Origin of the sequence: Streptomyces sp. NPDC007162 (assembly GCF_040634175.1) — a bacterium.
Taxonomy (GTDB): Bacteria; Actinomycetota; Actinomycetes; order Streptomycetales; family Streptomycetaceae; genus Streptomyces.
On sequence record NZ_JBEYFC010000051.1, the window covers coordinates 1 to 13,175 of the forward strand.

The window sequence follows — 13,175 nt, forward strand, 5'->3', positions numbered from 1 at the left end:
GGATGACGCTGGACGAGCGGATCGAGGTCGTCACCCGGATCAAGGACGCGATCGCCGTGCGGCACGAGGAGAAGGCGTCACGGGCCGGCAACGGCTGGCGCCGGACAAGCGCCCCCCTCAAGCCCCCCACCTCACCTCACGCAAGTCCCCCCTAAGAAAGAGGCAAACCCGCATGCGTACGCGATCCCTTCTTGCCCTCGCCGGTACCGTCGTCGCCCTCTCCGTCGCGGCCACCGTCCCGGCCTCCGCGGACGGCGCGGTGCTGACCACGGGCAGCGCCGGCGGCACCGCCGTCGCCGTCGGTGACAGCCTCAGCGCGTCGCTGGCCAGCGGCACCTCCGCCACCCTCTACTCCAGCGCCACCAGCACCAGCGGCATCAAGTGCTCGTCCTCGACCTTCACCGCGACGGTCACGGACAACCCCGCGGCTTCCGGCACCGCCACCGAGTCGGTCACCGGACAGACCTTCGGCAACTGCACCAGCAACGTGCTCGGTGTGACCGGCGTCTCCAGCATCACGGTCGACAACCTGCCCTACGCCAACGCGGTCGCGTCGGGCGGGGCGCTCGCGGTCACCCCGGCAAGCGGCTCGACCATCCAGACCACGGTCAAGCTCACCACCCTGCTGGGCAGCATCACCTGTGTCTACCAGGCCGCCGGCCTGAACGGCACGACCGACAACAGTGACAACAGCGTCAACTTCAGCAACCAGGCGTTCGCGAAGACCTCCGGCTCGTCGCTCTGCCCGTCCGCCGGCTACTTCACCGCGAAGTACGCCCCGGTGACCGACAACGGCGCGTCCGTCTTCGTCAACTGACGCCCTGATCCAAGGCGTCAGCGTCGACGCAGACGCAACGCCAGGGCGGCGCCCCCGGTGAGCACCAGCACCGCGGCGGCGCCGCCCGCCACCAGGGGCGCCGACGGGCCCGATCCGGAGGCGGTGTCGGAGGCCACCGGAGCACTGTCGGCGGCGGTGGTGGTTCCGGTCGTTGGGGCGACCGGGGCCGCCGCCGTCTTCCGTGCCGACGGCTCGGCGCTCGGCGAGACGCTGGGAGCCGGCGTGCCACCGGCCCGCGCCTTCGTGCCGCCCGTCGCCTCGCCGGCGGTCTTCTTCGTCGTGAACACCACGTCGGAACACGAGTAGTACGTGTCCGGCGTGCTGCTGTTCTGCCAGATCGTGTACAGCAGCTGGCGTCCCGTCCGGTCGGCCGGCAGCTTCGCGCTGAAGTGGTACGCGCCGTTCGTCAGCGGCGGGTCCTTGAACTCGGCGAAGGGCTGCGCCGGCAGATCCGACCACGTGAGCGGCTTCGACGGGTCGTAGCCCGGCTTCGTCAGATACAGCTTGAACGTGCCGGTGTGCGCGATCGTCGAGGCGTACGTCATCGTCATCCGGGCGCCCGGAGTCAGCGGGGTCGCGGGCCAGTCCGCGCGCGCCAGGTCGAGGCCCCGGTACGCTGGCAGGTTGCCGCTGCACAGTCTCCCGTCCGGAATCACCTGCCGGTCCCGGCCGTTCACGCCCGCCACCCGCAGGTCGTCCCAGGTGACGAAGTTCTGGCCGCTCGCCGCGATCGCCGCCTTGCAGGCCGCCGTCGAGGCGCTGCCGCCACTGGGCGAGCAGGCGTAGACACGGCTGACGGGATCGGTGGGCGCGCCGTGCGCCCGGGCGGACCCCGCCGCCCACGACAGCAGCAGCAGCGGAGCCGCCACGGCGGCTCCCACGACTTTCAACTGGGCGGTCGTCCGGGTCATCCGGGACGTCTCCTCGGCAGGCGCGGGTACGGGGTGTACCGAGTGAGTACGTGCATCGGGGGCGCACCGTTCAGTGCGGTTGATCACAGGGCCGGGCGAAGTATCCGCCGCCGACCGGCTCGTCCCTTTATGGACGTACCCCTGGGCATCCCAGGCGGCATTGAGAACCAACCGTCCGGCTCGTATCGTGGCGATCGCCGTTGTGCGCGAGGCCGCCCGCACCGTTTCCGGAAACCGGCACGAACGCGAGGGAGGGGCGCGTTCTGATCTCGTCCGTTCGTGCACTGTGGGATGCCGATCGGACGATTGGGCGCGCCACATGCACGTGTCCGTCACCAGGTCCGCACAGGAGCCTCCTGCTGCCGCACGGTGAGCTATCGTGTGCACGGGGTAAAAAACAAACCGCATGCCCCGTCGGTTTGGAACGCAGAGCCGTGAGCCGTGAAGGAGCGTTGAGTCGATGGCGAGGCAGTTACGCGCGGAGCAGACCCGCGCCACGATCATCACGGCCGCCGCCGACCTCTTCGACCGGCACGGCTATGAATCCACCAGCCTGAGCGAGATCGTCGAACACGCGCGGGTCACCAAGGGGGCGCTCTACTTCCACTTCGCCGCCAAGGAGGACCTGGCGCACGCCATCATGGAGCTCCAGTCCCGCACCTCCAGCCAGTTGGTGCGCGAGATGGACAGCCGCGGCTACTCCTCGCTGGAGGCCCTGATGCGCACCACGTTCGCCATCGCCCGGCTCTCCGTCGACGGCCCGATCCCGCGCGCGGGCCTGCGGCTCGCCACCGCCGACGTCTCCGTGAAGCCGCCGCTCAGGCACCCGTTCACGGAGTGGCTGGAGTTCGCCACCCGCAAACTCATCGGCGCCGTCAAGGAGTCCGACGTGCACCCGGACATAGACGTGGGCGCGGTCGCGCACTCGCTGGTCTGCTTCTTCGTCGGCACCCGGGTGGCCGGCCGCAACCTGGAGCCGGTGGCCCGGCTGCCGCGCCGGGTCGCGGAGATGTGGCACCTGATGATCCGCAGCCTGGTCCCGGTGCACCGGCGCGCCCGCTACCTGACCCTCGCCACCCAGCTGGAGCGCGAGATCAGAACGGCGTGACCGGCATTCCCGGTTCGGCGGAGCCGGGCAGAGCGCGCGGTAGCGTGGCGCACATGCCCGACTCCGCCGCCGCACCCGTGATCCTCGGTACCACCGGCCCGTTCCCGCGCAGCGTGCTGGCCGAGCGGCACCCCGCGATCATCCGCCAGGTGCGGGACGCCTTCCCGTACGGCCCCGAGCAGCAGCGCGCCCTCGACGAACTGCTGCTCAACTGCACCGAGGGCGTCGTCGAACCCCTGCCGGGCGACGCGGACGTGTGGCGCGACCTGGGACTGGACACCTATGCCGGACGTTCCTGGTTCGACGTGCCGTGGCTGTGGTCCGAGAGCTGGTTCTACCGCCGGCTCCTCGGCGCCGTCGGCTACTTCGGCCCCGGCCCCTGGCAGGGCATCGACCCGTTCCGCCCGGTCAAGCTCGCCGAACTCGACGCCGGGGAGACCGACGACGAACTGGCCGCCCTCGACGCCCTCGACGACGACCCAGGACCCGCCCTGCTGCACGGCTCGCTCTGGGGCAACCGCGCGGACCTCGGCTTCCGTCTCGCCGCCGAGTCGGGCGAGGCCGACTTCGCCCTGGTCGCCGACGACAGCGCCGCCCTCGGGCCGCTGCTGCGGGGCGGCACGCTGTGCCTGGTCGCCGACAACGCGGGCCGTGAACTCGTCCCCGACCTGCTGCTGATCGCCCATCTCCTGGACACCGGACGCGTGGACCGCGCGGTCCTGCACGTCAAGCCGTACCCCTACTACGTCTCCGACGCCACCACCGCCGACGTGCTCGACGCGCTGCGCAGGCTCACCGCGGCCCCGGGCGCCGCGGCACGGTACGGCCGTACCCTCTGGTCCGCCATGGCCGACGGCCGCCTCGCCGTCCGCGCCCATCCGTTCTCCTGCGCCCCGCTGCCGTACGCCGAGATGCCGGGCGACCTGCGCGCCGAGTTCGCCTCGGCCGCGCTGACGATCTTCAAGGGCGACCTCAACTACCGCCGTCTGGTGGGCGATCGTCGCTGGCCCCCGACCACGCCCTTCGCCGACGTCACGGACTGGTTCCCAGGACCGGTGGCCGCGCTGCGCACCCTCAAGTCCGACGTGGTCACCGGTCTCGCCGCGGACACCGTGGCGGCCCTGGACGCGGCCGAGAGGCAGCGTTGGCGTACGGCCGGCACCCATGCCCTGATCCAGGTCAACGCACGGCCTTCGGCAGCGACACCCGCGGGCCCGGCGGGGTCCGTGCCGGGGGCCCGGGCGTAGAGCGCGCACAACCGGAGCCGGGCGACGTGGGCGCCCAGGCAGACAAGTGGTCCGTCCCCGAAGGACACCCCGCGGGTGCGGGCTGCGGCCGAGGTCCGGCCTTGTCCCCCTGAGCGGATCGAAGACGCCGGAACACCACGGGGGCCGGTGAGGTCACCGGAACCGCACCGGTTCACGCGATGGTGTGATCATGTGTCTCGCCGTGGATGGCGGCCGGGAGGCACGGGTAGAGCCCCGGCCATGACGCAGCCGTTCGAACTCCCGCACTTCTACATGCCGTACCCCGCGCGGCTCAACCCGCACCTGGAGGAGGCCCGGGCCCATTGCGCCGAGTGGGCCCGCGAGATGGGCATGCTGGAGGGGTCCGGGATCTGGACCCGGGCCGACCTGGAGGCACACGACTACGGCCTGCTCTGCAGTTACACCCACCCCGACTGCGACGGCCCCGCCCTGTCGCTGATCACCGACTGGTACGTGTGGGTGTTCTTCTTCGACGACCACTTCCTCGACATGTACAAGCGCACCCAGGACCGCGCCGCGGGCAAGGCCCATCTGGACCGGCTCCCGCTGTTCATGCCGCTCGACCTGTCGACACCCGTGCCGGAACCGCAGAACCCCGTCGAGGCGGGACTCGCCGACCTGTGGCGGCGCACCGTGCCCTCGATGTCGGCCGACTGGCGCCGCCGGTTCTCGGTCGCCACCGAGCACCTGCTGAACGAGTCGATGTGGGAGCTGGCCAACATCAACGAGGGGCGGATCGCCAACCCCGTCGAGTACATCGAGATGCGCCGCAAGGTCGGCGGCGCCCCCTGGTCGGCGGGGCTCGTCGAGTACGCCACGGCGGAGGTGCCCGCCGTCGTCTCCGGCTCGCGACCGCTGCGGGTGCTGATGGAGACCTTCGCCGACGCCGTCCATCTGCGCAACGACCTCTTCTCCTACCAGCGGGAGGTGGAGGACGAGGGCGAGAACAGCAACGGCGTGCTGGTCCTGGAGACCTTCTTCGACTGCTCCACCCAGGAGGCCGCCGACACGGTCAACGACGTCCTCACCTCCCGCCTCCACCAGTTCGAGCACACCGCCCTCACCGAAGTGCCCGCCCTCGCCGCCGAGAAGGGCCTCACGCCCCAGCAGGCCGCCGCGATCGCCGCCTACACCAAGGGTCTGCAGGACTGGCAGTCCGGCGGCCACGAATGGCACCTGCGCTCCAGCCGCTACATGAACCAGGGCGCCACCTCACCGGCCGCCCCCTGGCAGAGCCTGACCGGCCCCGGCACGTCCGCCGCGGACGTCGGCGCCCTGCTCGCCACGGCCGCCGCGGAGCGTCTGCGCGCCTACTCCCACGTGCCCTTCCAACAGGTCGGCCCCTCCCTGCTGCCCGACTTCCACATGCCCTACGAGGTGGAGCTCAGCCCGCACCTCGACGCCGCCCGGCCCCGGCTGACCGCGTGGATGCACACCACCGGCATGCTCGCCGAGGGCGTCTGGGACGAGGACAAGCTCGCCGCCGCCGACCTCGTGCTCTGCGCCGCCGGCCTCGACCCGGACGCCACCCCCGCCGAACTCGACCTCGCCGCCCGGTGGCTGGCCTGGGGCACCTACGCCGACGACTACTACCCTCTCGTCTTCGGCACCCGCGGTGACCTGGCCGGCGCCAGGCTCGCCACGGGCCGTCTCTCCGCCTGCATGCCCGTCGCGGACGAGCCCGTACCCGTCCCGGTCACCGGTATGGAACGCGGCCTGGCCGATCTGTGGGCCCGCACCACCGTGGGGATGGGACCCGAGGACCGGATCGCCCTCAAGCGGTCCGTCGACGAGATGACCGAGAGCTGGCTCTGGGAGATGTCCAACCACCTCCAGCACCGCATCCCCGACCCCATCGACTTCCTGGAGATGCGCCGGGCCACCTTCGGCTCCGACCTCACCCTGAGCCTGGCCCGCCGCGGCCACGGCCCCGCGATCCCACCGGAGGTCTACCGCAGCGGCCCGGTGCGCTCCCTGGAGAACGCCGCCACCGACTACGGCATGCTCGTCAACGACGTCTTCTCCTACCAGAAGGAGATCCAGTACGAGGGCGAGCTCCACAACGCGCTCCTCGTCGTCCAGAACTTCTTCGGCGTCGACCACCCGACCGCACTCCGGGTCGTCAACGACCTGATGACCCAGCGCATGCAGCAGTTCGAGCACGTCGTCGCGAACGAACTCCCCGTGGTGTACGACGACTTCGAGCTGTCGGCAGAGGCCCGTGAGGCCATGGGGGCTTACGTCCACGACCTGCAGAACTGGATGGCAGGCATCCTCAACTGGCACCGGCACGTCGACCGCTACAAGCCCGACCACCTGGCCCGCCGGGCCCACGGCTTCCTCCCGGACCGCCCACCGCTCGCCCCGAGGCTCGGCATCCGCTGACGGGCGGCACGGGATCCCGGCGGCAGGTCGCCCGGCCGCTCGCACCGGCTCACGCCGACGCCGGGACCCGCTCCGCCGCGTGGGCGGTCGCTGCCCGGGCCAGCGCCCGGATCACCGGATGCGGACGCGAACCGTCGCCCGACAGTTCCGGCTGGAACAGCGTGGCCAGGAAGAAGGGGTGGCCGGGCAGTTCGGCGATGCGGACCTGGCCGTCCTCGTCGTGGCCCGACAGCCGCAGCCCGTGCGCGCGCAGGGTGTCGAGATGGCGGCTGGGGCCGTACGCGCAGAAGTAGCGCTCGACCGTGCGCCCCGCGCCGATCGCGGACTCGGCCAGCGAACCCGGTTCGACGGTGACCGCCGCCTCATGGCCCACCAGGGAGCAGGCCAGCGGTTCGATGAGGAGATCGCCGGCGTCCGGGTCGTTCTCGGCGTGCGCGACCCGGCTCAGACCGCAGACGTGGCGGGCGTACTCCAGGAGCGCGTGCTGGAAGCCGCCGCAGGTGCCCAGGAAGGGGATGCCGTCATCGCGGGCGGTGCGGATCGCGCGCAGGACACCCGCCTCGCTCCGGTACGGGCTGCCCGGCAGTACCCACACGGCGTCGAAGCCGCGTACCGCGCCCTCTGCCTCGGCGTCCTCGGAGCCGATCCAGTAGGCGTCGAGGACCAGCCGGTCGCGTTCGGCGAGCGCGTCGAGGAGGAGCGGGATCCGGGCGTGCGACACGACGTCGGGGGAGCGGTCCCCGACCAGGGCGACCCTGGGGGTCCGAGCTGCGGAATTCGTCATGCCCACATCCTGGGCATCCGCTCCGGTTCACGTCCAACGATGATCGGTGCACTCCCGATAAGCAACGCTGATGACATCCTTCCTGTCATGGACCCGCACCTCCTGCGCACCTATGTCGCCGTGGCCCGCCTCGCCTCCTTCTCGGAGGCCGCCCGTACGCTCGGCTACACCCAGTCCGCGGTCTCCCAGCACATCGCCGCCCTCGAACAGGACCTGGGCGCCTCCCTGCTCACCCGCCGTCCCGTCACCCCCACGGCGGCCGGTGAACGACTTTTGGAGCACGCCGCCCCGTTGCTGCTGCGCCTGGAGGCGGCCCGCGCGGACGTCGTACGGATGGCGGCCGCCCCCTCACCCGGCCTCACCCTCGCCGCGACCCCCACCGCGCTCGGAGCGGGCGTCCTCGCCGCGCTCCCGGCCGCGGGCGTCACCTTGCGCGTGCTGCCCCGCGACGGCATCCCGGCCGCCGTCGCCACCGGCACCGCCGACCTCGGCCTGCTCGACGGACTCGCCGCCCCCAGCGACCCCCTGCGGCTGCCCGACGTGGCCCCCCTGACCACCCACGGCGTCGGCGAGGAAGCCGTCGCCGTCCTGCTGCCCGCCGGCCACCCCCTCGCCGGCCGCCCGGGCCTGCGCCTCGCCGACCTCGCCGACGCCCGCTGGCTCGACGCGCCCGACGCTGCCCTGCCCCTCGCGCAACTGCGCGCCGCCACCGGCGGCGGCGCCTTCCGGGCGGCGCTGCGCTACGACGGCACCGACCTGCACACCCTCACCGCCCTCGCCGCCACCGGCCACGGCTTGACCCTGCTGCCCCTGCGCACGGCCGTCGGCGTCCCCGGCACGGTCGCCGTCCCGCTCTCCGCCCCGCGGCTCGTCCACCGGGTGGAACTGGTGTACGGCGGGACCCTCTCGGGAGCGGCCCGGGAGGTGGCGGCGCGCCTTCGCGGCAGCGCCCGCGCCGCGGGCGGTCCCTGAGCCTTCCCACCGTCCACCCGGGGACAGTCTCACTCGTTCGTGTCTCGTCGCGCCCGCGTGCGCCGGGTAGGGCTGGGGCTGGAGGCGAACCATGGAACAGACCGTTTTGCGTCCCAAGCCGATCCCCGGTCGGGAACGCGGGGGCGACCCCCCACCCGAGGCGGTCCGGCGCCCGCACGCCGCGCGCCGCCGCGGCAGCCGGATCCGCAACCTGCTGCTGGGCCTGCTGGCCGGCACGGTCCTGGTGCTGTCCGGCGTCGGACTGGGCGCGATGGGCGCCACGGTGGCCGGCATGAGCAAGCCGGCCGAGCCGCACCGCCAGGCCCCGCCGCCGACGTCGGGGCCCGCCCCGGCCGGCACGCCGAGCCCGTCGTGGACGGTCGCCGCGACGCTGGGAGTGGAGGTGGTGGACGCCGAGAAGGTGGGAGCCGTGGTGGTGGGCGTCCACGTGCCCGGCCCGGGCTACACGGCGGGCCTGGTGCGGGGCGACGTACTGCTCCAGCTCGGCGGGACGAGGATCGACGGCGCCGCCGACCTGGCACGGGCGGTGACCGGGGCCCACCCGGGGCAGGAGGTGAAGCTCACGGTGCGGCACCGGAGCGGGGGGTACCAGCAGTTGACGGTGGTTCCCGGCGTCGTGACCTGATCCACCCGGGGCGTGGGCCGTGCCGCGGCACGGCTGCGCCGCGCGGACGCCACCGGCCACGGTGCCGCCGCACTCGCCGGCGCCGTGGCACACGACGGCGCTTCCGTGCAAACCGGCTCGCGCCGCCCCGCGACACCCGGCAGGATGCTCCCCGAGGCCGTACCGCCCCCGCACCCGCGCAAGGAGGCCCTGGATGACCGGCAGCAAGCCCGCGCCCTTCACCGCCGACGACTACCGGGCCCGCATGACGCGCGCGGCGCACACCGCGGCGGACGCCGGACTCGCCGGCCTCCTGATCGCCCCGGGCCCCGACATGGTGTGGCTCACCGGCTACACCCCCACCGCCGTCACCGAACGGCTCACGCTCCTCGTCCTCACCCCCGGCAGGGACCCCGTCCTGGTCGTCCCCACCCTGGAGGCCCCGGACGCCGAGAAGGCCGAGGCCGCGCCGGCCCTCACCCTGCGGGACTGGACCGACGGCAAGGACCCCTACGCGGTCACCGCGGACCTGCTCGGCACCACCGGCCGGTTCGGCATCAGCGACAACGCCTGGGCCATGCACCTGCTGGGCCTGCAGAAGACCCTCCCGGGCACCGAGTACGCCTCCCTCACCGACGCGCTGCCCATGCTCCGCGCCGTGAAGGACGCCGCCGAGCTGGAACTCCTCGCGGCCGCCGGAGCTGCCGCCGACGAGACGTTCGAGGAGATCCGCAAGGTTCCCTTCGCCGGCCGCCGCGAGTCCGACGTCGGCCACGACCTCGCCGACCTGCTGCGCCGCTTCGGCCACGAACAGGTCGACTTCACCATCGTCGGCTCCGGTCCCAACGGCGCCAACCCGCACCACGAGGTCGGCGACCGCGTCATCCAGGACGGGGACATGGTCGTCCTCGACTTCGGCGGCCTCAAGGACGGCTACGGCTCCGACACCACCCGCACCGTGCACGTGGGGCCGCCGACCGCGGAGGAACGCGAGGTGCACGACATCGTGCGCGCCGCCCAGGAGGCCGGCTGCCGGGCCGTCCGCCCCGGCGCCGCCTGCCAGGAGGTCGACCGGGCCGCCCGTGCGGTCATCACCGGCGCCGGGTACGGCGAGTTCTTCATCCACCGCACGGGCCACGGCATCGGCGTCACCACGCACGAGCCGCCGTACATGATCGAGGGCGAGGAGCAACCGCTCGTGCCCGGGATGTGCTTCTCCGTGGAGCCCGGCATCTATCTGCCCGGCCGCTTCGGCGTGCGGATCGAGGACATCGTCACGGTGACCGACGAAGGCGGACGTCGTTTCAACAACACCACCCGCGAGATGGTCGTAGTGGGCTGACCGCCCCGGCCCCGGGCCGGCCCCGGCAGCACCACCTCGCCCCCACCCACCCCGAACGGCAATGGCGCGATCCATGACCCAGGCACCGACTCCCACCGCGGACACCGTCCGCCGACTGGTCCGTTCGCTGCTCAAGGAGAGCGCGGACGCTGCCTCAGGACCCGAGGTCCGGCCCGTCGCGGAGGGTGGCGAGCACTCCACCTGGTGGGTCGGTGCCCGCCATGTGCTGCGCCTCGCCCCGGACCGCGACGCCGCCGTGCGCCAGCGCCGCGAGCTGCGCCTGCGCGACCTGGTACGCCCGCACCTGCCCGTCGCCGTCCCCGTCAGCGTCGCGCACGGCGAGTGGTCGCCGGGGCTGACCTACACACTGGACACCGTGATCCCCGGCGGCACGGCCGAGGAGCACGACGTCTCCGCGGTCGGCGAGGCCGATCTGGCCGGGCTGCTCACCGGGCTGCGCGAGGTGCCCGTACGGCAGGCCGAGACGCTCGGTGTGCCGCGCGCCGCGCCGCGCTCCCTGGAGGCGCTGCGCCGGATGGCCGTGGCCGCCGCCGAACGCCTCACCGCCGCCGACGAGTTCGACCCGGCCCGGCTGCACCAGCTCACCCGGCCCGGTGCGGCCCAGCTCGCCGCACAGCCCGGCACGGCCGTCCTGGCCCACCACGGCCTCAAGGGCGAGCACCTGGTGGTCAGCGCCGACGGCAGGGTGCGCGGCGTCCTCGACTGGACCGACACGGCGGTCGGCGACCCCGCCGAGGACATCGCCGGCCTCGCCCTCGCGGTCGGCTCCGGCGCGGCCGTCCGCGCGGCCACGCTCGCCGGGTACGGCGCCCGCCCCTGCCTGCGCGGTCTGTGGCTGGCCCGCTGCGACACCGTCATCCGCCTCACCGACCGCCTCGAAGGCCGCGACGACAGTCCCCTGCCGCTGCTGCGCAGCCAGCTCCGGCACGCCTGGGAGACGATCCTGCTGGAACGGGTGACGGAGCTGCGCGAGGACACCGAGGCCGACGAGGAACCGTAGGCCGCCCAGGCACCCGCCCACCACGCCAACCCACACCACCGAACCCACACCCGCGTCCCCGGCCGGGCCCCGCGCCCGCGTTCACGCCTGTGTCAGCACCACGCACGACTCGCCCGGTACCCGCAGCACCCCGTCGGTGTCCGGTGCCGTCACCGGGTCCCACGCGGCCAATACCTCCACGCGGCCGGTGCCGAGCGGGATGGCCGCCTCCGACGTGCCCAGGTTCACCGCGACCCGCACGTCCCCGCGGCGGAACGCCAGCCAGCGGGCCGCCCCGTCGTACGCCACCTTGGTGTCCGCGAGGTCGGGGTCGGTGAGGTCCGGCTGTTCGTGGCGCAGGGCGATCAGCCCGCGGTACCAGGCCAGCACGCGCGCGTGCGGTGCGCGTTCCGGTTCCGACCAGTCCAGGCACGACCGCTCCCGGGTCGCCACATCCTGCGGATCGGGCACGTCCTCCTCCGCCCAGCCGTGCGCCGCGAACTCCCGGCGCCTGCCCCGCCGCACCGCCTCCGCCAGATCCGGGTCCGTGTGGTCGGTGAAGAACTGCCAGGGGGTGCCGGCCGCCCACTCCTCGCCCATGAACAGCATCGGCGTGAACGGCGCCGTGAGCGTCAGCGTGGCCGCGCAGGCCAGCAGGCCGGGGGAGAGGGACGCCGAGAGCCGGTCGCCCTGGGCGCGGTTGCCGACCTGGTCGTGGGTCTGGGTGTAGCCGAGCAGGCGGTGCCCCGCCACCCGCGCACGGTCCAGCGGACGGCCGTGGTGGCGCCCCCGGAAGCTGGAGTAGGTGCCGTCGTGGAAGTAGCCGCCGGTGAGCGTCTTGGCGAGGGCGGCGAACGGGTCGCGCGCGAAGTCGGCGTAGTAGCCCTGCGACTCGCCGGTCAGCGCGGTGTGCAGGGCGTGGTGGAAGTCGTCGTTCCACTGCGCGTCCAGGCCGAACCCGTGCTCCGCGCGGGCGGTGATGACCCGGGGGTCGTTCAGGTCGGACTCGCCGATCAGGAACAACGGGCGGCCCGACTCGCCCGCCAGCTCCGCCACCGCCGCCGACAGCTCCTCCAGGAAGTGGCACGCGCGGGTGTCGCACAAGGCGTGCACCGCGTCCAGCCGCAGCCCGTCGACGCGGTAGTCGCGCAGCCAGGCCAGCGCGCTGCCCACCAGGAACGCGCGTACCTCGTCCGAACCGGGCGCGTCCAGGTTGACCGCCGCGCCCCACGGCGTGTGGTGCGTCTCGGTGAAGTACGGGCCGAACGCGGGCAGGTGGTTGCCGGACGGCCCGAGGTGGTTGTGGACGACGTCCAGGACGACGCCGAGTCCCAGCGCGTGCGCCCGGTCGACGAACCGTTTGAGTGCCTCGGGGCCGCCGTACGGCTCGTGCACCGCCCAGAGGGAGACTCCTTCGTACCCCCAGCCGTGCCGGCCGGGGAACGGGCAGAGCGGCATCAACTCCACATGGGTGACACCCAGTTCCACCAGGTGCTCCAGCCGGGCCGCGGCGGCGTCCAGGGTGCCCTCGGGGGTGTAGGTGCCCACGTGCAGCTCGTAGAGCACCGCGCCCGGCAGCCCGCGGCCCGGCCAGCCGGCCCGCCACTCGTACCGGCCGTGGTCGACGACCGCGCTGAGCCCGTCCGGTCCGTCCGGCTGGCGGCGCGAGCGCGGGTCGGGCAGCACGGGACCGCCGTCCACCGCGAACCCGTACCGGGTGCCGTCCCCGGCGGCCGCCTCCCCGGCCCACCAGCCCGCCCGCCGTGGATCAGGCTCCAACGCGCGCGCGGCGCCGTCGCAATGGAGCGTCACCCGGTCTGCCTGCGGTGCCCACACCTCGAACTGCACGGACGGTCCCCTTCGTCTGGCTCATCGTGAGGTAGTCCTTCCATGGTGCCGCGAAGGAGATCAGTCCGCTTTTGATATCGGCCCTTTCCCGGCG

Annotated in this window: 11 protein-coding genes; 8 read left to right on the plus strand and 3 right to left on the minus strand. The window is 73.2% G+C overall.

What is annotated here, in order from left to right:
* Nucleotides 1–172: 172 nt before the first annotated feature.
* Nucleotides 173–817 (plus strand): Tat pathway signal sequence domain protein, encoded by a 645-nt coding sequence (locus tag ABZ646_RS08950; protein WP_360514781.1) that lies wholly within the window; start codon nucleotides 173–175, stop codon nucleotides 815–817.
* Nucleotides 818–834: 17 nt separating this feature from the next.
* Here the strand turns inward: ABZ646_RS08950 and ABZ646_RS08955 are convergent, their stop codons facing one another.
* On the minus strand, nucleotides 835–1,749 hold the full coding sequence (locus ABZ646_RS08955; RefSeq protein ID WP_360514784.1) for a lytic polysaccharide monooxygenase: 915 nt from the start codon (nucleotides 1,747–1,749) through the stop codon (nucleotides 835–837).
* 460 nt (nucleotides 1,750–2,209) lie between these two features.
* On the opposite strand from ABZ646_RS08955, the gene ABZ646_RS08960 reads away from it, so the two are divergent.
* The 3 genes from ABZ646_RS08960 to cyc2 all read left to right on the plus strand — a co-directional run bounded on the left by ABZ646_RS08960 (nucleotide 2,210) and on the right by cyc2 (nucleotide 6,510).
* Nucleotides 2,210–2,857 (plus strand): ScbR family autoregulator-binding transcription factor, encoded by a 648-nt coding sequence (locus ABZ646_RS08960; RefSeq protein WP_360514787.1) that lies wholly within the window; start codon nucleotides 2,210–2,212, stop codon nucleotides 2,855–2,857.
* A 53-nt stretch (nucleotides 2,858–2,910) separates the two neighbouring features.
* Nucleotides 2,911–4,104 (plus strand): damage-control phosphatase ARMT1 family protein, encoded by a 1,194-nt coding sequence (locus ABZ646_RS08965; protein ID WP_360514790.1) that lies wholly within the window; start codon nucleotides 2,911–2,913, stop codon nucleotides 4,102–4,104.
* Between the two features lie 240 nt (nucleotides 4,105–4,344).
* A complete protein-coding gene (cyc2, locus tag ABZ646_RS08970) occupies nucleotides 4,345–6,510 on the plus strand; it encodes a germacradienol/geosmin synthase Cyc2 (protein WP_360514793.1) in 2,166 nt (721 codons plus the stop codon).
* A gap of 49 nt (nucleotides 6,511–6,559) precedes the next feature.
* Here cyc2 and ABZ646_RS08975 read toward each other — a convergent pair whose 3' ends face one another.
* Nucleotides 6,560–7,294: a hypothetical protein gene (locus ABZ646_RS08975; protein ID WP_360514796.1), complete on the minus strand. Its 735-nt coding sequence runs from the start codon at nucleotides 7,292–7,294 to the stop codon at nucleotides 6,560–6,562.
* A gap of 87 nt (nucleotides 7,295–7,381) precedes the next feature.
* On the opposite strand from ABZ646_RS08975, the gene ABZ646_RS08980 reads away from it, so the two are divergent.
* The 4 genes from ABZ646_RS08980 (at nucleotide 7,382) to ABZ646_RS08995 (ending at nucleotide 11,254) form a co-directional block, all read left to right on the plus strand.
* On the plus strand, nucleotides 7,382–8,266 hold the full coding sequence (locus ABZ646_RS08980) for a LysR family transcriptional regulator (protein ID WP_360514799.1): 885 nt from the start codon (nucleotides 7,382–7,384) through the stop codon (nucleotides 8,264–8,266).
* Nucleotides 8,267–8,357: 91 nt separating this feature from the next.
* Nucleotides 8,358–8,912 (plus strand): PDZ domain-containing protein, encoded by a 555-nt coding sequence (locus tag ABZ646_RS08985; protein ID WP_360514802.1) that lies wholly within the window; start codon nucleotides 8,358–8,360, stop codon nucleotides 8,910–8,912.
* A gap of 193 nt (nucleotides 8,913–9,105) precedes the next feature.
* Nucleotides 9,106–10,233 carry an aminopeptidase P family protein gene (locus ABZ646_RS08990; protein WP_360514805.1) on the plus strand — a complete coding sequence of 376 codons (1,128 nt, stop codon included), beginning with the start codon at nucleotides 9,106–9,108 and terminating at the stop codon, nucleotides 10,231–10,233.
* A gap of 73 nt (nucleotides 10,234–10,306) precedes the next feature.
* On the plus strand, nucleotides 10,307–11,254 hold the full coding sequence (locus ABZ646_RS08995) for an aminoglycoside phosphotransferase family protein (RefSeq protein WP_360514808.1): 948 nt from the start codon (nucleotides 10,307–10,309) through the stop codon (nucleotides 11,252–11,254).
* An 81-nt stretch (nucleotides 11,255–11,335) separates the two neighbouring features.
* Here the strand turns inward: ABZ646_RS08995 and treZ are convergent, their stop codons facing one another.
* Complete coding sequence (gene treZ, locus ABZ646_RS09000; protein WP_360514811.1) at nucleotides 11,336–13,081, minus strand: malto-oligosyltrehalose trehalohydrolase; 1,746 nt, start codon at nucleotides 13,079–13,081, stop codon at nucleotides 11,336–11,338.
* Between the last annotated feature and the right edge of the window lie 94 nt (nucleotides 13,082–13,175).

Excerpts from the sequence above, each read along its gene's own strand:
- ABZ646_RS08950 (WP_360514781.1), top strand. The coding sequence starts at position 173 with ATGCGTACGCGATCCCTTCTTGCCCTCGCCGGTACCGTCGTCGCCCTC.
- ABZ646_RS08955 (WP_360514784.1), bottom strand. The coding sequence starts at position 1,749 with ATGACCCGGACGACCGCCCAGTTGAAAGTCGTGGGAGCCGCCGTGGCG.
- ABZ646_RS08960 (WP_360514787.1), top strand. The coding sequence starts at position 2,210 with ATGGCGAGGCAGTTACGCGCGGAGCAGACCCGCGCCACGATCATCACG.
- ABZ646_RS08965 (WP_360514790.1), top strand. The coding sequence starts at position 2,911 with ATGCCCGACTCCGCCGCCGCACCCGTGATCCTCGGTACCACCGGCCCG.
- cyc2 (WP_360514793.1), top strand. The coding sequence starts at position 4,345 with ATGACGCAGCCGTTCGAACTCCCGCACTTCTACATGCCGTACCCCGCG.
- ABZ646_RS08975 (WP_360514796.1), bottom strand. The coding sequence starts at position 7,294 with ATGACGAATTCCGCAGCTCGGACCCCCAGGGTCGCCCTGGTCGGGGAC.
- ABZ646_RS08980 (WP_360514799.1), top strand. The coding sequence starts at position 7,382 with ATGGACCCGCACCTCCTGCGCACCTATGTCGCCGTGGCCCGCCTCGCC.
- ABZ646_RS08985 (WP_360514802.1), top strand. The coding sequence starts at position 8,358 with ATGGAACAGACCGTTTTGCGTCCCAAGCCGATCCCCGGTCGGGAACGC.
- ABZ646_RS08990 (WP_360514805.1), top strand. The coding sequence starts at position 9,106 with ATGACCGGCAGCAAGCCCGCGCCCTTCACCGCCGACGACTACCGGGCC.
- ABZ646_RS08995 (WP_360514808.1), top strand. The coding sequence starts at position 10,307 with ATGACCCAGGCACCGACTCCCACCGCGGACACCGTCCGCCGACTGGTC.